The following is a 17,030-nucleotide window of genomic DNA, read 5'->3' on the forward strand; positions in this document are numbered from 1 at the left end:
GCCAGTTTCAAAGGGTGATGAGCCCAACAGGTGCAGGGCAGATTGCCTCAACCTGGCCTATGGCCAGCGCGCATGTCCTGCGCAATACGCTCCAGCACCTGGGGCAGGTCCTTGACGCTGGCGATCACGTGGTGGGCGCCAGCTGCGCGCAGCTTGGCCTCGGCGCGGGCCACGCGCTCGCGCACTTCTTCGGCGGGGGCGGCGGCCAGTTCGGCGGGGGAGTAGCCGACTTCGTTGCCGGACAGGGTCAGGCCCACGGTCCACATGCCGGCGTTGCGGCCTTCCTCGATGCCGGGCACGGTGTCGTCCACCTTCACGCAGGCGCGCACGTCGCCGATGCCCAGCGCCAATACGTTGGCCAGCGCCATGAAGGGGCCGGGGCGGCCGCCTGCGGCCATTTCATCGCCGGCCACCACATGGTCGGGAGCAAGGCCGTTGGCCGCTGCCTGGGGCAGCAGCTGGTTCAGGACTTCACGCGGATAGCCCGAGCACGAGCCCACCTTCAGGCCCTGCGCGCGCAGCCAGCCCAGCAGCTCGGGGGCGCCTTCGATCGGCGCCGAGAACTCACCGACCTTGGCGATCTGCATGGGCATGAAGCGGGCGTAGATGGCATCCACATCGGCGTCGCCAGGCTGCTGGCCGAAGGCCTTGTGCCATTGCGCGCGGATGCCTTCGTCCTGCAGCAGCTCGTGGATGTGCTGCCACTTGGACAGGCCCATGGGGCCGCGAGCCTGGGCCAGGGTGATGGTGATGCCGAAGCTGGCAAAGGCCTCGACAAAGATCTGCGTGGGCGCCAGCGAGCCGAAATCGACCAGGGTGCCGGCCCAGTCGAAGATGACGGCCTGCAGCGGCGACAGATCGGCGGCGGCGGCGGCGGCGGTGGAGACGGTGGTGTGGTTCATGGTGCTTTTTGACAAGGAAAGAGGTTCAAACAGAAGAGGGCCGCGCGCGCCTGTTCATTCCAGCGTGCGGATGAAATTGCGCCCGCGCGGGCCGGATGCGGCCGACTGCAGCAGCTGCTGCCACTCATCCCCAGGCACGCCGTAGTGGGCGGGATCGGTGGCCACGCCCAGGCCTTCGAGGAAGTTGCGCAGGCGCTGCACGGCCAGCTCGCCCGTGGCGGCATCGAAGATGGACAGCAGGGCCGCGTCGGCCTCGTCGTCGGCGCCCAGGGCCATCTCCAGCACCAGCGGCAGGCTGAACGAGCAGGCAATGCCGTGGGCCACGCCATGGCGCAGCGTGATGTCGTAGGACAGCGAATGCGCCAGCGCCGTGCGGGTGTTGGAGAAGGCCAGGCCGGCCATCAGGGCGGCCTCGGCCATGCGGCTTCGCAGCGGCAGGCTGCCCAGGTCCTGCATCAGCGCGGGCAGCGTGGCCAGGGTGCGGCGCGCGGCGCCCACGGCCAAGGTGGTGGAGACGGGATTGCGGTGCCGGTTCCAGATGGACTCCAGCGCATGCGACAACGCATCCAGCCCCGAGGCCAGCGTGGCGCCGGCCGGCAGGCTTTGCATGAGCTGCGCGTCGATGATGGCGGCCTCGGGCCAGGTCCAGTGCTGGTGCAGCGAGTGCTTGCGGCCAGCGGCCTGGTCCCAGATCGTGGCCCAGGGCGTGACCTCGCTGCCCGTGCCGGCCGTGGTGGGAATGGCGATCAACGCCTTGTGGCCTGCGGCCGGCAGGGCCAGCCCCTGCTCCAGGGCCTGCAGCAGCTCGCCGAAACGCCGCGTGGGCGTGGCGCACATCAGCGCCTTGGCCGAGTCGATGGCGCTGCCGCCGCCCAGGGCCACGATGCACGGGACCTCGGCGTATTCGCGGTGCACGCGGTCATACAGCGGGGCCAGCCACTGCACATCGGGATTGGGCGCAATGCCGTCCACCACGCCGCGCAGCTGGCTGCCCAGCCGTTGGCGCAGCTGCTGCACCAGGCCCAGGGATTCGGCCTCGGGAAACGTCACCAGCAGGCAGTCGCGCCCGGCCAGCAGCTCGGGCAGGCGGTCCAGGCGGCCGAGGCCGGCATGGATGGCAACGGGGTTGTGATAGGTCCACACAAATCGGTCCTTTGAATGAAACGGGGGCGCCGGGAAAAGCGCAGCCCTCAATGGCGGGTGCCCTGCTGGATGCGGCGGCGCAACCAGTGGGAGACGAGATCGGCGGCGATCACCATCACGGTGATGACCACGATGCAGGTGGCCGTCTCCTGGTAGCGGAACAGCTTGAGGCTGCCGACCAGCTCGAACCCCAGCCCGCCCGCGCCCACCATGCCCAGCACCGTGGCCGAGCGCAGGTTGACCTCGAAGCGGTAGAGCACGACCGCGATCCAGGCCGTGATGGCCTGCGGTATCACGCCGAAGACGATGAGCTGCAATTGCGTGGCGCCTGCGCTGCGCAGGGCCTGCAGCGGGCCGTCGTCGATCTCTTCGATGCTCTCGGCGAAGAACTTGCCCAGCATGCCCATGCCATGCAGGGCCAGGGCCAGCACGCCGGGAAACGGCCCCAGGCCCACGGCCGAGACAAAGACCAGCGCCAGGATCAGCTCGTTGATGCTGCGCACCACGTTCAGGAACTGCCGCGTGATGCGCCGCAGCCAGTGCCAGCCATGCAGGTTGCTGGCCGCGATGAAGGACAGCGGCAGCGCCAGCACCACGGACAGCAGCGTGCCCCAGATGGCGATCTGCACCGTCTCCAGCGCGGGCGCCATCAGGCGCGGCAGCATGCTCCAGTCCGGCGGCACGGAGCGCGCCACGAAATCCGCGATCTGGGGCATGCCTGCCGCCAGTTCGCCCCAGCTCATCTGCGCGCCGCCCGCGCTCCAGTGCAGCACCCAGGCGATGGCCAGGGCCGCAGCCGCATAGCCTGTCCAGCCCAGGGCGCCGTGGGGGCGCGGCGCCGTCCATTGCCAGTGGTCGCGCGGCTCGGGGCTCCAGGAATTGGCGCTGGTCATCACAGTCCTCCTGCGGGCGCGCTGGCCCGCATCCACGAGGCAGGCACCGGCGCCTGCGCATGCAGGTCGGCAGGCCCTATGGCCGCCGTGCCCGGTGGTGTGTCCGGCTCTGCGCCCTGCCCTGCTCCTTGCCCTGCGCCTTGCCCTGCAGTGGGCTGCGCATGGTAGATGGCATGCAGCGCGGCCTCGTCCAGCGCCTGCGGCGATCCGTCATAGACCATGCGGCCCTGGGCCAGGCCCAGCACACGGTCGCCGAACTCCCGCGCGTAGTCCACCTGGTGCAGGTTGCAGACCACGGCAATGCCCAGTTCGCGCGTGGCATCGCGCAGGTACTGCAGCACGCTGCGCGCGGTCTTGGGGTCCAGGCTGGCCACGGGCTCGTCGGCCAGGATGACCTGGGGCTGCTGGGCCAGCGCGCGGGCAATGCCCACGCGCTGCATCTGCCCGCCCGACAGCGCCTCGGTGCGCTCCAGCGCCTTGTGGGCCAGGCCCACGCGCTCCAGGCACTGGTCGGCCAGGCGGATATCGCTTTCGCGGAACAGCTGCAGCACCGAGGCCAGGGTGCCGGTCTGGCCCAGGCGCCCGGTCAGCACGTTCTTGCGCACCGACAGGCGCGGCACCAGGTTGTGGTGCTGGAAGACCATGGCCACGTGGCGAGCCAGCTCGCGCCGGCTGTGCCTGCCGCCGCCCAGCATCAGGTCCATGCCGCCCACCTCCAGCGTGCCGCTGTCGGCGCGGGCCAGGCCGTTCATGCAGCGCAGCAGCGTGGACTTGCCGGCCCCCGACAGGCCCAGCATGACGACGAACTCGCCGGGCTGCACATCCAGGTCGATGCCATGCAGCACGTGGTTGCTGCCATAGCTCTTGCGCAATTGGCGGATGCGGATCATTTCATGCTCCCGAGGTCGAGCTTCAGGGCCTTGGCCGTCTGGCGTACCACGTCATAGGCCTTGTCATCCGTGGCCGCGAAGCCGTCGAGCACGCCCTGGTCGCCCCAGGGCAGGTCCTTGACCTCGGCCAGGGCCGCAGCCACCTTCTGCTTGGTGCCGGCGTCCAGGTTCTTGCGCCAGGTCATGGGCGACTCGGGAATGGGCTGGGAGCGCCAGACGATCTGGAAGTCCTCGCGCTTGACCAGGCCCTTGCTCACGGCCGAGTCGAAGATGCGGTCGGCCACGGCCGCCGCATCCACCTTGCCGTTGGCCACGGCCATGATGCTGGCGTCGTGCGAGCCCGAGAAGATCACGCGCGAAAAGCCCTTGTCCGCATCGAAGCCCTCGGCCATCAACCCGGCCTTGGGAAACAGGTGGCCCGACGCCGAGGTCGGGTCCACAAAGGCAAAGCTGCGGCCCTTGAGATCGGCCACGCTGGCCGGACCCTTGTCCTTGCGGGAGATCACCATGCTGTGGTACGCGCTCTTGCCCGTCTTCTTGGTCACGGCCACGGCAAAGGCCTCGGCGCCCGCCACCTGGCTGGCCAGCACGTACGAGAACGGGCCGAGGAAGGCGATGTCGATCTTGTTGGAGCGCAGCGCCTCGATCACGCCGTTGTAGTCATTGGCCACGAAGGGCCGCACCTTCATGCCGGTGCGGGTGGCCAGCTGGTCCATGACCTGCTGGCTGGCGCGGATCATGGCCTGCGCGTCCTCCGAGGGGATCAGGCCCACGCGCAGCTCGGCGCTCTGGGCAAAGGCGGCAGTGGTAGCGGTGGAGGCGGTGGCGGCCAGGGCCAGCACGGCTGCGGCATGGCGCAGCCAGGTCTTGCGGTTCATCTTCATGAGAGCGTTCCTTTGCATCAGGTCAGGCACATCGGCAGATCGGTGGATCCGTGAATCGCCGGCCAAATCGCCAGGCGGGTGGGGATGGCTGAATGCTAGGAGCGACATATTTCTGCCATGTGAAAGTTTCAGAATCGGTTTTGACAGCATCCATAGACAAAACCTTGAGATACCGACTTTCGTGAGCAACGCCCGCTACCGCGCCTTCATCGCCGTCGCCCACCACGGCAGCCTCAGCGCCGCCGCCCGCGCACTGGGCGTGAGCCAGCCCACCATCTCCACCCAGATCGCCACGCTGGAGCGCCAAAGCCAGATCGAGCTGTTCCACCGCCGCGGCTACCGCATGACGCTCACGGGCGCAGGCGCCAGACTGCTGCCCATGGCGCAGAAAATCATGGCGCTGGAGGCCGAGGCCGAGTTCTTCCTGCGCGACTCGGGGCAACTGCACCAGGGCGAGCTCAAGATCGGCGCCGTGGGGCCCTTCCATGTGATTGAAATGGTGGCCGCCTACCGCGCACGGCATCCGGGCATGCAGCTGTCCATCCGCATGGGCAACTCGCAGCAGGTGCTGGCCGACCTGGAACGCTACGACACCGACGTGGCCGTGCTCGCCGGCCTCTACGACCGCCCGGAGCTGCTGGCACGCGAGTACGCGCGCCACGCCATCGTGCTGTTCGCCCATGTGGCCCATCCCTTCGCGCGGCGCAGCGAAATCGCGCTGTCCGAACTGCAGGGCCAGCCTTTGCTGCTGCGCGAGCACGGCTCGACCACGCGCACCGCGCTGGAATCGGTGCTGCAGGCCGCCGGGGTGCAGCCGCGCACCGAACTGGAAATCGGCAGCCGCGAAGCCATACGCGAAGCCGTGGCGCGCGGCCTGGGACTGGGCGCCGTGTCCGAAGCCGAATTCATCCCCGACCCGCGCTTTCGCCCGCTGCGCATCGCGGGCGACCCGGCCAGCACCACCACCTATGTCTATTGCATGCGCGAGCGCAGCGACAGCCTGCTGGTGAGGTCTTTTCTGGAGGCGATTTGAGGACCGCGCCGGGCCACCTCGGCCCCCGCCTCAGCCCTCCACCCTGATTCCGCGCGCCTGGATCAGCCGGGTCCACTTCGCCCGTTCATCGCGCATGAAGGCGTCAAAGCGCTGCGGTGTCCCCCCTCCATCCTCTGCGCCGAACTCTTCGAGCTTGGCCACCACATCGGGCATGGCCAGGATGCGGTTGACGTCCGCATTGATGCGGGCCACCAGATCGGCGGGCATTCTTGCGGGGCCCACCAGGCCGAACCAGATGCTCGCGTTGAACCCGGAATAGCCCTGCTCCGCCACGGTGGGAATCTCCGCGAAGGCCTTGGCGCGCTTCACGCCCGTCTGAGCCACTGCATGGACTTTTCCACCCTTGATGAAGGGTGCCGCCGTGGTCATTCCCTCGAACGCGTAGTCGATCTGGCCGCCCAGCAGATCCGTCATCACGTTCGACGCGCCCTTGTACGGGATATGGAGCGCGGACACCGCCGCAGTCTGCTCGAACAGCGCCAGCGCAAGGTGCTGGGCCGAGCCCGTGCCCGAGGAGCCGAAGCTGACCTCCCCCGGCTTTTGCTTCAACGCGGCCAGCAGGCCCTGCATGGTGGCGGAAGCCTTGGGGCTGGCAACCAGGACCTGCGGGGTCTGGCCCACCAGGGCGATGGCGGAGAAGTCCCGCTCCGGCGAGAAGCCGAGCCTGGGGTTGAGCGCAGGGGCAATGCCCAGGGCATTGATGTGGCCCATCATGAGCGTCTGCCCATCGGGCGCGGCCCTGGCGGCCTCGGCAGCGGCAATCAGCCCCGCCGCCCCTGGCCGGTTCTCGACGATGACGGGAATGGCCCACAGCTGGTTGAGCCGGTTGGCGATGATCCGCGCCAGGATGTCCGTGCCGCCGCCTGCCGAGAAGCCGACGAGGATTTTGACCGGGCCCGCTGGCGGCCTGGCCTGTGCAAAGCCCGGATGGGCATGCAGGGCGGCGGCTGCGGCGGCCGAGGTCAGGAACTGTCTGCGTTGCATGGCTTGTCTCCTTGGATGATGGGCTGGCGGCGGTCTTACGCCACCGAGGTCCAGCGGCCGAACCGGGACACCTGCGCCTCGTCGAAATTGAAGCCGAGCCCTGGCGTCTGGTGCAGCACGACACGGCCCTTTTCCTGCGCCAGCTGGCGGTCCAGCAGGCGGCGGAAGTTCAGCACCTGGTCATCCCAGAAGAACTCGACATAGCGCGCATTGGGGGTCGCGGCCACCAGCGGCGCGTGCACATCGTGGAACCAGTGCGGACACATCTGCAGCCCATAGCCCGCCGCCATGGCGGCAATGCGCTTCCACTCGGTGATGCCCCCGCAGACTGCGGCGTCGGTCTGCAGGATGGATGCGGCGCCCATGTCGAGCAGATGCTTGTGGTACCAGCGGCCATAGCCGATTTCCGCGGTGGCCACGGGAATGCGGGTGAGCTTTGCCAGGCGGGCGTGGCTTTCGACATCGTCGGGGCTGAACGGCTCCTCGATGAAATAGGGGTCGTATGCCTCCATGCGGCGCAGGTACTGCATGGCCTGCACGGTGTCCACCCAGCCGTTGTTGCAGTCCAGCATGAGCTCCACGTCCGGGCCGATGGCCTCGCGCGCCGCCTTCACGCGCGACTCCTCGCCCTGGGGCGACCAGCGGCCGGTCTTCATCTTCACGGCCTGAAAGCCCAGTTCGACATAGCCGGCCATCTCCTCGCCGACATGGCCGGCGGTCTTGCCGTCCACGTAGTAGCCGCCGCTGGCATAGGCCGGTACCGTGTCCAGCTCCACCGCGCCCAGGTACTTGTGCAAAGGCAGCTGGGCGGTGCGGGCATTGAGATCCCACAGCGCAATGTCGAGTGCGCTCAGTGCGCGCATCACGGTGCCCATGCGGCCTTGCAGCAGCGCCTCCTGGTACATCTCCTTCCACAGCCCTTCGACGGCCAGGGAATCGCGGCCCAGCAGCACAGGACCGAGCAGCTGCTCGACCGCGACGCGGAACAGCTCGCCCGCCGCATTGCCGACATAGCAAAAGCCGATGCCTTCGACGCCGTCGCTGCTGCGGACCTTGACCAGTCCGTAGTGGCGGTCGACCACGGTGCGGTTCGACAGATAGGTGACCTTGTCCAGCGGCACGCGGGCAACGCAGACTTCAATGGATTCGATGAGGGGCATGAGCTCTCCTGACATGGTTTGGAAGCGGGAACGAGCGAACTTTGCGCTTCAGGAGATCCGCAACAAAGATGGTGTCCCATGGTTCAGATGACGCAAAATGCGTCGCATGGATTCGCGCTTTCTCCAGAGCTTCATTGCCGTCGTGGACTGCGGCTCGATGGCCGACGCCGCGCGCAGGCTGGACCTGCCGCCCACCACCGTGGCCCAGCAGATGCGTGCGCTGGAGGCCGACGTGGGCTGCGCACTGCTCACGCGGGTGGGCCGGACGGTGCGGCCCACCGTCGTTGGCGCCCGGATCGTGGAGCATGCGCGGGAGGTGCTCAAATCCGTGGAGAACCTGAGGTCGGCCGCCTCGGCCACCGAGCTTCCCGCAGGCCCCCTGAGGCTGGGTGCAACGCCCACGGCGCTGATGGGCCTGGTGCCCCCGCTGCTGCGCCGGTGGATGAGCGCCCATCCGGCCGTGCGCGTCTACATCGAACCCGGCACCTCCTCACTGCTGCTGGACCAGGTGCAGGCCGGCCATCTGGATGCGGCCATCCTTGTGCACCCGGCCTTCGCCATGCCCAAGACCTGCGAATGGCGGCTGATGCGCAGCGAGGCACTGATTCTTCTCGCGCCCCGGGACATGAAGGTGCGCGATCCGCTGCTCACGGCCGCACGCGAGCCCTTCATCCAGTACGACCGCAAGGTGGTGGCAGGAAAAATGGCGGATGAATACCTGCGGGGCCACGGCATCAAGCCGAAAGTGCGCTTTGAGCTGGACGGCATCGAGCAGATCGCACAGCTGGTTGCGGAAGGCTTCGGTGTCTCCATCCTGCCGGACTGGCCCGTGCTGGGACCGCCGGATGCCAGAACGCGCCGATGGCCGCTGCCCCCTCCGAGACCGTCCCGCGAAGTGGGCATGGTCTGGCTGCGCTCTTCGGTGCGCTCCCCGCTGGCAGCCGCCTTGTCCGAGCTGGTCGACTACCGCTAGCGGACCATGCCCTGGCCTGTGCCTGGCACGCAGGCTCTCAGAACAGGCTGCGCTGCGGCAGCAAAAGCGACGGGTGGTAGAGGCTGCAATCGAGCCGCAGCGGCTCGCGGTTGAATCCGTACCGACGGCAGGCCAGGGCAAAGCGCTGGCGCAGCAGCTCGGCCCAGTGGCCCGTGCCCTTCATGCGCTGGCCGAACTCGGCGTTGTACACGCGGCCGGCCTCGCGCTGCTCGCCCTGGATGCCGTGCAGGTCGCGCACGCGCTCCATCACGCGGCGGGCGCGGTCGGGGTAGTGCACCTGCAGCCATTGCTCGAACAGCGGCGCCACTTCCCAGGGCAGGCGCAGCACGGCATAGAAGGCGTGGCGCGCGCCTGCGTCGGCGGCCGCCTCCAGCACCTTCTCCAGGTCTTCGTTGATGAAGGGAATCTGCGGTGCCAGGCTCACGCCCACGGGCACGCCCGCCTCGGTCAGCGCGCGGATGCTGCGCAGCCGGCGGTGCGGCGCGGCGGCGCGCGGCTCCAGGTGGCGTGCCAGGTCGGCATCCAGCGTGGTCAGCGTGATGTGCACCGAGGCCAGGCCCTGGCGCGCCAGCGGGGCCAGCAGGTCCAGGTCACGCTCCACCCCGCTGCCCTTGGTGACGATGGAAAACGGGTGGCGCGCCTCGGCCAGCACTTCGATCAGGCGGCGCGTCAGCCCCAGCTCGCGCTCCACGGGCTGGTAGCAGTCGGTGACCGAGCCCAGCATCACGGGCGCGGCCACATGGCTGGCGCGCGACAGCTCGGCGCGCAGCAGCTCGGGCAGGTTCTGCTTGGCGATGAGCCGGGTCTCGAAGTCCAGCCCCGGCGACCAGCCCAGGTAGCTGTGCGTGGGCCGGGCATAGCAATAGATGCAGCCATGCTCGCAGCCCCGGTAGGGATTGAGCCCCATGTGAAACGGCAGGTCGGGCGACTGGTGGCGGCTCAGCGCCGAGCGGGCCTGCTCCCAGCGCAGTTCGGTGCGCAGCGGAGCGGCCTCTTCGTCTTCGGCGGGCGCCTCAAGGCTGCCCCAGCCGTCATCGAAGGCCTCGCGCGGGTCGGTGGTGAAGCGGTGGGCCAGCTGGCTGGCTGCGCCCCGGCCCTTGATGGCGTGCAGGGGCACCCGGGCCGTGTCGTGATGAGGCGTGGGAGGACTGGGAAGCATGGAGCAACTGTATAAAAATACAGTCATGCCGCCAAGCACTCCCCGCATGCCTGCAGTTGCGAAGTGGGTTTTGCCGGCTTGGCAAGTGCCCACGCCAATCCGCACCGCACCGTGCGGGTTCGCTTGGCAGAACCCACACGGGCCTGCACAATGGGCCTATCGCACCAACTTGGTGCTTTTCTCTTTTCTGAAGATGCCTTGGCCCGGACAACCGCGTTGCCCGGGCTTTTGTCCGTTTGGGCGCCGCTGCCCTTCACTGCAGCCACGGCGCAAGCACACAAGGGAGCCAACACCATGGAGCGCAAGCCCCACATCATTCTTTCGTCCCTGGACCTGGAGCGCATCGAGGCCCTGCTGGACAAGCAACCCGCCTTCCCCGGCCGCGACGCGCTCGAGGCCGAGCTGGACCGCGCCGACGTGCTCGAACCCAAGGAAATGCCGCCCAATGTGGTGACCATGAACTCCACCGTGCGCTTCACGCTGCTGGAGTCGGGCAAGTCCAATACGCTGACCCTGGTCTATCCCAAGGAGATGGATGGCAGCTCCGACAAGGTGTCGGTCTTCGCGCCCGTGGGCATTGCCCTGCTGGGCCTGAGCGTGGGCGACCAGTCGCGCATGGCCGGTCCCTCGGGCCAGGTCACCGTGCGCGTGGATGCCATCGAGTTCCAGCCGGAAAGCGCAGGCGAGCTGCACCGTTGAACGCCGACCGGCGTGAAGCGAAAAAGGCAGCCAACCGGCTGCCTTTGTTGTTTGTGGACTGACGCAGCGCGCCTCAGCGCAGGCCTGCCACAAATGCCGCGATCAGGCCGGTGCCCACCAGGCCCGCCTGCCAGCGCAGCGCCATGTGCCAGCTGGGAACGTGGCGCTCCACGCGCTCGTACAGCAGATGGCCGGCCGCAATCGACAGCACAAAGGCCGTGCACATGCCCAGCAGGGCGGCGGGAATGGAATGTGGCCAGAAATGGCTTTCCACGGCATTGACCAGCAGGCAGACCGAGAAGTGCACGAGAAACACCGAGTACGAAATCTTGCCCAGCCGGCGCAGCGGCGCCCAGCCTTGCGCCTGCGCAAACGCGGGGCTGCGCATGGCCACGACCAGGGCCAGCGCCGTGGCACCGGCCAGCGCGATGCGGTCGCGCCACTCCAGTGCCAGTGCCGCCACGACCAGGGCCACGATCAGCAGGGACCAGCTCCAGGCCGTCGAGGACTTGTCCGCATGCGCGGCCCAGTAGGCCAGCATGCCCAGGCCGTAGGCGCCAAAGAAGTACGGCGCCCACACATCCCATTGCGCATCCAGATTGAAGCCCAGCAGCGAAGCCGCCACGCCGATCACCACCAGCGCCTGCGCCACGCTCAGCGCCCAGGGCCAGCAGCGTGACAGGGCGTCGCCGCCAAAGCGGCGGCGCAGCAAGGCACCGCCCCAGCGCGTGCCGGCCAGCAGCAGCGCCGTCAGCGCAAACAGCTGGAAGTCGATGGACACATACCAGACGCCGGCGGACAGCGATTCCTCGCCCACGATGTTCTGCAGCAGCAGCGCATGCGCCACCAGTTGCCAGAGATCGGGCTCGCCCGACACCGAGGCATGGTCGAACCAGGGCCGCACGGCCGCCGAGACCACGATGGCCACGACCAGCGCCACCGCATAGGGCACGACCAGGCGCACGAAGCGGCGCCCGATGCGCGACCACGGATCGCTGTGCTGCCCGTGGCCTTGCGGCGCCATGCTGGCTGCCGCCAGGTAGCCGCCCAGCACCAGGAAGATCTGCACGGCCATGCGCGCATATTCATAGAGCCAGTCAATGAGGTCCGGCGCGGCCGGATGGGCGATATCGGACATGGGGCCGTAGAAGGCCAGGTGGTGCCAGATGATGGCGGCACAGGCCAGGCCCTTGGTGCAGTCGATCAGTGCACTGCGGCTAGCGTGGGACATGGGGCAATCTGTAGTCGGTACGGGGCGGGAAGGCGCAGGGCCCGGGCCGCCTGGCCGCAAGCCCGCAAAGGCGCCATTGTGCGCCTTTTGGACGCGACTTGCAGAAAGCTGACACATCGCTTCCCAAGCCGCCCGGAGCGTGCCGCGCACGCGCAGGCACAATGCATGCCATGACGCAATCCAAACCTCTTCCGGCGTTGAACCGGCAGTTCGTCTCGCACTTCGGCGAGATGGGCAGCCGCTGGGGCATCAACCGCACGGTAGGCCAGATCTACGCACTGCTGTTTCTTTCGCCCGAGCCGCTCAATGCCGACCAGATCGCCGAGACGCTGGAGTTCTCGCGCTCCAACGTGAGCATGGGGCTCAAGGAATTGCAGGCCTGGCGCCTGGTGCAATTGCGCCACCAGCCCGGCGACCGGCGCGAGTATTTCGAGGCGCCGCAGGATGTCTGGGAAATCTTCCGCCGCCTGGCCGAGGAACGCCGCCGCCGCGAGATCGAGCCCACCCAGTCCATGCTGCGCGCCGCCATGCTGGAGGAAGTCACCACCGAAGAGGAACGCTACGCCCAGCAGCGCATGCGCGACATGTACGAGCTGATCGACCGGCTCATGAACTGGTTCGACGACGTGCAGCGCCTGTCGCCCGAGACCGCCATGCAGCTCATGGGCATGGGCACGGCCGTGACGCGGCTGCTGGATCTGAAGGACCGCATCACGGGCGGCAAGGGCCGCGCCAAGGCGGATGACACCGACGATTGAACCTGGCAAGCCTGCGTACAAAAATGAGCTCCCGAGGGAGCTCATTGTGTTTACAGCAATGCTTCATTAGCGGTAAGCGCGTGCAAAAACTGGCGTAGCCCAAAGCGAGGGACACCGAGCAAGGGCCGCCCCCGCAGCGAGGGTGTCGTCCCCCTCCCGAAGAGAGAGGGGGAAGGCGCGAAGCGCCTCAGGGGGAGCCTTATTTCTCCCGGGCCAGGAGTTCGCGGCGCGTGGCCTCGTCGTCCATCAGTTCGTACCACATCGCGTTGAGCACCGCGAAGGCGGCCGCCAGCGGCAGGCCGAGCAACCAGGCGAAGTACCACATGGTGTTGTGTCCTTTCTTGACGTTGACTGTCGTTTCTTGATTCAGTGGATCAGTACGAGTGGCCACGGCCCTCGATGATGGCCATCGGGTCGACCTTGCCGCGCAGCACGCTGTAGACCCAGCTGGTGTAGGCCACGATGAGGGGCACGAAGATCAGCGCGCACACCAGCATGATGAACAGCGTCACATGGCTGGACGAAGAGTCCCAGACCGTGAGGCTGTGCTGCGGGTTCAGCGACGAGGGCAGGATGAACGGGAACATGGACGCCCCCACGCTGGCGATGATGCCCGCAATGCCCAGGCCGCTGGACAGCAGGGCCAGCCACTCGCGGCGCAGCCACAGGCCCAGCGCCGCCAGCAGCGGCATCAGCAGGCCGATGGCCGGCACGGCCCAGAGCACGGGCCGGGCCTGGTAGTTGGCGAACCAGGCGCCCGCCTGCAGCGCAGCCGTCTTGAACAGCGGGTTGGACGGTCCGGTGGTGTTGATCTCGCTGGTGATGCGGTAGCCATTGAGCGCGGCCAGCCACACGCCGGCCGCCGCGAACAGCACCGTGGTAGCGACGGCCGCCACCATGCCGAGGCGGCGCGCGCGCGCGGCCACATCGCCCTCGGTCTTGAACACCAGCCAGGACGCACCATGCATGAGCAGCATGCACAGCGAGACCAGGCCGGCCAGCAGCGCAAACGGGTTGAGCAGGCCGAAGAACGTGCCCTCGTAGTAGATGCGCATGTCGGGCGCCAGGCGGAAGGGCACGCCCTGCAGCACATTGCCCAGGGCCACGCCAAAGATCAGCGCGGGCACCACGCCGGCCATGCACAGCACGGCATCCCAGCGCGCGCGCCAGGCCGGCTCCTCGCGCTTGCTGCGGAACTTGAAGGCCACGGGCCGCAGGATCAGCGCCACCAGCGCCGCGAACATGGCCAGGTAAAAGCCCGAGAACGAGACCGCGTACAGCTGCGGCCAGGCCGCAAAGATGGCGCCGCCGCCCAGGATGAGCCAGACCTGGTTGCCTTCCCAGACCGGGCCCAGAGAGTTGATGACGACGCGGCGCTCCACGTCGGTCCTGGCCGCCAGCGGCAGCAGCGCGGCAGCGCCCAGGTCAAAGCCATCGGTGACGGCAAAGGCGATGAGCAGCACGCCCAGCAGGCCCCACCACAGCAGGCGCAGGACGTCGTAGCTGATCAGTTCGTGAAGAATCATGGTGACAATCTCCCTTGGTCATTGCCCGCGGGCGAGTTTTTGCATCAGAGGGAAGTAGGTGGTCAGGTGCGGTGCACTTTCCTCCTGCGGTCCCTTGCGGATGGCCTTCACCATGAGCTTCATCTCGATGACGAAGAGCACGGAGTAGATGGCGATGAAGCCTGCAATCGTCAGCAGCAGCGTGCCCGCGCCCAGGTTGGAGACGGCCAGCGCCGTGGGCAGCACGCCTTCGATGATCCAGGGCTGGCGGCCCACCTCGGCCACGATCCAGCCGCACTCGGCCGCGATCCAGGGCAGGGGAATGGCGATCACGGCCAGCTTGAGCATCCACGGATGGGCGTCCAGCCTGCGCCGCACCGACAGCCAGAAGAAGGCGGCCGTGAGCGCGATGAAGAACATGCCCAACCCCACCATGATGCGGAAGGCCCAGAACAGCGGCCCCACGGCCGGCACGGTGTCCCAGGCGGCCTGGGCGATCTGCGCGTCCGTGGCCTGGCGCGGGTCGTCCACGTAGCGCTTGAGCAGCAGCGCGTAGCCCAGTTGCCCGCCCTTGTCCTCGAAGACGGCCTTGGCCTCGGCCGGCACCTGGCCCGTGGGGCCGGCGGCGCGGATGGCCTCCAGCGCGCCATAGGCCTCGATGCCGTTGCGGATGTACTGCTCGGTGCGCTGGACCAGGTCGTTGATGCCGGGGATCTCGGTGGTCAGCGAGCGCGTGCCGATCAGGCCCATGACCCAGGGAATGTGCACGGCGTAGTGCGTCTCGCGTGCGGCCTTGTCGGGGAAGCCGAAGGCCGTGAAGGCGGCCGGTGCGGGCTCGGTGTCCCACATGGCCTCGATGGCGGCCAGCTTCATCTTCTGGTGCTCCGAGGACAGGTAGCCGCTTTCATCGCCCAGCACCACCACCGACAGCGCGGCGGCCAGGCCGAACGAGGTGGCCACCGTCATGGAGCGGCGCGCCAGCTGGATGTGCCGGCCCTTGAGCAGATACCAGGCCGAGACACCCAGCACGAAGATGGCGGCCGTCACGTAGCCGGCCGAGACCGTGTGCACGAACTTGGCCTGGGCCACGGGGTTGGTCAGCACCGCGAAGAAGTCGGTGACCTCCATGCGCATGGTCTGCGGGTTGAACGCCGCGCCCACGGGGTTTTGCATCCAGCCGTTGGCGATCAGGATCCACAGCGCTGAGAAGTTCGAGCCCAGGGCCACGCACCAGGTGGTCACCAGGTGACCGACCTTGCTCAGGCGGTCCCAGCCGAAGAAGAACAGGCCCACGAAGGTGGCTTCGAGGAAGAAGGCCATCAGCCCCTCGATGGCCAGCGGCGCGCCGAAGATGTCGCCCACGTAGTGGCTGTAGTAGCTCCAGTTCATGCCGAACTGGAACTCCATCACGATGCCCGTGGCCACGCCCATGGCGAAGTTGATGCCGAACAAAGTGCCCCAGAACTTCGTCATGTCGCGCCAGATGGTGCGGCCCGTCATCACGTAGACGGTCTCCATGATGGCGATGATCACGGCCAGGCCGATGGTCAGCGGCACGAACAGGAAGTGGTAGAGCGCCGTTACCGCGAACTGCAGCCGCGATAGATCGACGATGTCGAGGTCCATGGTGAGATCCTTTCTCTCGGGGGTACTTGGTGAAATCCTTGATCAGCCGTCCTGCCGCAGGCGCGCCAGGGCCGCCTCGAACGGCGGTGTGCCGCGCAGCGCCTCGGACACCACGCGGCCCTGCTCCACCCACAGCAGCCGGTCGGCCAGTTGCGCCTCCCGCAGCTTGTGGGTGGCCAGCACCAGGGTGCGGCCCCGGGCTGCACTGTCCAGCCGCACCAGCAGGTCGGCGGCCGTGCGTGCATCCAGGCCCTCGGTCACTTCGTCCAGCAGCCAGCAGCGCGCGGGGCTCAGCAGCAGCCGCGCCAGCGCCAGGCGCCGTGCCTGGCCGCCGGACAGGCCCAGCCCGCCCTCGCCCAGCCGCGTGTCCAGGCCCTGCGCCATGGCGCGCACATCGCCCGCCAGCCCGGCGACTTCCAGCGCCGCCCACAGCGTGTCCTCGGCGGCCTCGGGGCAAGCCAGCAAAAGGTTGTCGCGCAGGCTGTCCTCGAACAGTTCGGTGCGCTGCGTCATCCAGGTGCAGCGCCGGGCACGCACGGCGCCGGCCAGCGGCGGGAGCTCGCCGGCCATCAGGGACAGCAGCGTGGTCTTGCCCGCGCCGCTGGCGCCCAGCAGGGCGACACGCTCGCCCTCGGCGATACGGATGTCCTGGGCCAGCACGGCGGCACGGGGTGCCACGACCTGCTCCAGCTCAACCGCCAAGCCCTGCCCGGGCGCAGCCGGTTCGCAGGCGCCTTGCGCAGCGCCGTCGCGCAGGGCAGGCGCCAGCCGGCGCGCGGCCAACCAGCTGCGGCCGGCCTCCAGCGCGCCACGGCGCAACGCGGCAAAGGGCTCCATGGCCGTCAGCGCCAGCAGCAGGGCCAGCGCGGCCACGGGGGCACCCAGCAGGCCGGCCTCGGCCAGCCAGCCCACGCCCAGCAGCACACCGGCCAGGGCCAGGGCGCCGCACAGGCCTTGCACGAAGGAGGTTCGGGCCTCCAGGCCGTAGAGCTCGGCGTCGGCCTCGGCCACGCGGGCGTCCAGGGCGGCAATGCGTTCGCAATGCGCGGCCAGGGTGCCGGCCATGGCCAGCTCTGCCTGCCCGGCCACCAGGTCGGCCGTGCGGACGCGCAGGGACTCCAGCGCCAGCGCGCGGCGCACGGCGGGCC

General features: G+C 68.4%; 17 protein-coding genes. 4 read left to right on the plus strand and 13 right to left on the minus strand.

Features of this window, described 5'->3' with window-relative positions:
- Positions 1-47 precede the first annotated feature (47 nt).
- The 5 genes from phnX to phnD are packed head-to-tail and all read right to left on the minus strand — an operon-like array spanning position 48 to position 4,712.
- On the minus strand, positions 48-902 hold the full coding sequence (gene phnX / locus ACM14_RS24815; protein WP_065347627.1) for a phosphonoacetaldehyde hydrolase: 855 nt from the start codon (positions 900-902) through the stop codon (positions 48-50).
- A 54-nt stretch (positions 903-956) separates the two neighbouring features.
- The gene (gene psrA, locus ACM14_RS24820) at positions 957-2,045 is read right to left on the minus strand and encodes an iron-containing alcohol dehydrogenase PsrA (protein WP_065347628.1); all 1,089 of its coding nucleotides are present in this window, start codon (positions 2,043-2,045) and stop codon (positions 957-959) included.
- Between the two features lie 47 nt (positions 2,046-2,092).
- Positions 2,093-2,938 (minus strand): phosphonate ABC transporter, permease protein PhnE, encoded by an 846-nt coding sequence (gene phnE / locus ACM14_RS24825; protein ID WP_065347629.1) that lies wholly within the window; start codon positions 2,936-2,938, stop codon positions 2,093-2,095.
- Positions 2,938-3,828: a phosphonate ABC transporter ATP-binding protein gene (gene phnC, locus ACM14_RS24830; RefSeq protein ID WP_065347630.1), complete on the minus strand. Its 891-nt coding sequence runs from the start codon at positions 3,826-3,828 to the stop codon at positions 2,938-2,940. The genes phnE and phnC overlap by 1 nt, the downstream gene beginning before the upstream one ends.
- Positions 3,825-4,712 (minus strand): phosphonate ABC transporter substrate-binding protein, encoded by an 888-nt coding sequence (phnD, locus tag ACM14_RS24835; protein ID WP_065347631.1) that lies wholly within the window; start codon positions 4,710-4,712, stop codon positions 3,825-3,827. Before phnD ends, phnC begins: the two co-directional genes overlap by 4 nt.
- Positions 4,713-4,893: 181 nt before the next feature.
- Between phnD and ACM14_RS24840 the strand changes: the two genes are divergently transcribed.
- Positions 4,894-5,745: a LysR substrate-binding domain-containing protein gene (locus ACM14_RS24840; RefSeq protein WP_043823861.1), complete on the plus strand. Its 852-nt coding sequence runs from the start codon at positions 4,894-4,896 to the stop codon at positions 5,743-5,745.
- 30 nt (positions 5,746-5,775) lie between these two features.
- Here the strand turns inward: ACM14_RS24840 and ACM14_RS24845 are convergent, their stop codons facing one another.
- Together ACM14_RS24845 and ACM14_RS24850 are read right to left on the minus strand one after the other, a co-directional pair.
- The gene (locus tag ACM14_RS24845; RefSeq protein ID WP_065347632.1) at positions 5,776-6,750 is read right to left on the minus strand and encodes a tripartite tricarboxylate transporter substrate binding protein; all 975 of its coding nucleotides are present in this window, start codon (positions 6,748-6,750) and stop codon (positions 5,776-5,778) included.
- 35 nt (positions 6,751-6,785) lie between these two features.
- Positions 6,786-7,910, minus strand: coding sequence for a mandelate racemase/muconate lactonizing enzyme family protein (locus ACM14_RS24850; protein WP_065347633.1), 1,125 nt, complete (start codon positions 7,908-7,910; stop codon positions 6,786-6,788).
- A gap of 106 nt (positions 7,911-8,016) precedes the next feature.
- Here ACM14_RS24850 and ACM14_RS24855 point away from each other — a divergent pair, with 106 nt between their 5' ends.
- A complete protein-coding gene (locus ACM14_RS24855; protein ID WP_065347634.1) occupies positions 8,017-8,883 on the plus strand; it encodes a LysR family transcriptional regulator in 867 nt (288 codons plus the stop codon).
- A gap of 37 nt (positions 8,884-8,920) precedes the next feature.
- Here ACM14_RS24855 and ACM14_RS24860 read toward each other — a convergent pair whose 3' ends face one another.
- The gene (locus ACM14_RS24860) at positions 8,921-10,063 is read right to left on the minus strand and encodes a PA0069 family radical SAM protein (RefSeq protein WP_065347635.1); all 1,143 of its coding nucleotides are present in this window, start codon (positions 10,061-10,063) and stop codon (positions 8,921-8,923) included.
- 294 nt (positions 10,064-10,357) lie between these two features.
- On the opposite strand from ACM14_RS24860, the gene rnk reads away from it, so the two are divergent.
- On the plus strand, positions 10,358-10,762 hold the full coding sequence (gene rnk / locus ACM14_RS24865; RefSeq protein ID WP_013803451.1) for a nucleoside diphosphate kinase regulator: 405 nt from the start codon (positions 10,358-10,360) through the stop codon (positions 10,760-10,762).
- Between the two features lie 73 nt (positions 10,763-10,835).
- On the opposite strand, the gene ACM14_RS24870 is transcribed toward rnk, so the two are convergent.
- On the minus strand, positions 10,836-11,993 hold the full coding sequence (locus ACM14_RS24870) for an acyltransferase (protein WP_065347636.1): 1,158 nt from the start codon (positions 11,991-11,993) through the stop codon (positions 10,836-10,838).
- A gap of 161 nt (positions 11,994-12,154) precedes the next feature.
- Here ACM14_RS24870 and ACM14_RS24875 point away from each other — a divergent pair, with 161 nt between their 5' ends.
- Complete coding sequence (locus ACM14_RS24875) at positions 12,155-12,751, plus strand: GbsR/MarR family transcriptional regulator (RefSeq protein ID WP_012204320.1); 597 nt, start codon at positions 12,155-12,157, stop codon at positions 12,749-12,751.
- A 199-nt stretch (positions 12,752-12,950) separates the two neighbouring features.
- Here ACM14_RS24875 and cydX read toward each other — a convergent pair whose 3' ends face one another.
- From cydX to ACM14_RS24895, 4 genes are all read right to left on the minus strand, one after another.
- On the minus strand, positions 12,951-13,076 hold the full coding sequence (cydX, locus tag ACM14_RS24880; RefSeq protein ID WP_012204319.1) for a cytochrome bd-I oxidase subunit CydX: 126 nt from the start codon (positions 13,074-13,076) through the stop codon (positions 12,951-12,953).
- 49 nt (positions 13,077-13,125) lie between these two features.
- Entirely contained in the window at positions 13,126-14,277 is a 1,152-nt protein-coding gene (gene cydB, locus ACM14_RS24885; RefSeq protein WP_065347637.1) for a cytochrome d ubiquinol oxidase subunit II, read from the minus strand.
- Positions 14,278-14,295: 18 nt separating this feature from the next.
- Positions 14,296-15,882 carry a cytochrome ubiquinol oxidase subunit I gene (locus tag ACM14_RS24890; RefSeq protein WP_034391473.1) on the minus strand — a complete coding sequence of 529 codons (1,587 nt, stop codon included), beginning with the start codon at positions 15,880-15,882 and terminating at the stop codon, positions 14,296-14,298.
- A 42-nt stretch (positions 15,883-15,924) separates the two neighbouring features.
- On the minus strand, positions 15,925-17,030 hold a 1,106-nt coding region (locus ACM14_RS24895; protein WP_065347639.1), incomplete at its 5' end, for an ATP-binding cassette domain-containing protein.

The sequence above is a fragment of the Delftia sp. JD2 genome (assembly GCF_001682645.1).
Lineage (GTDB): Bacteria > Pseudomonadota > Gammaproteobacteria > Burkholderiales > Burkholderiaceae_C > Comamonas > Comamonas acidovorans.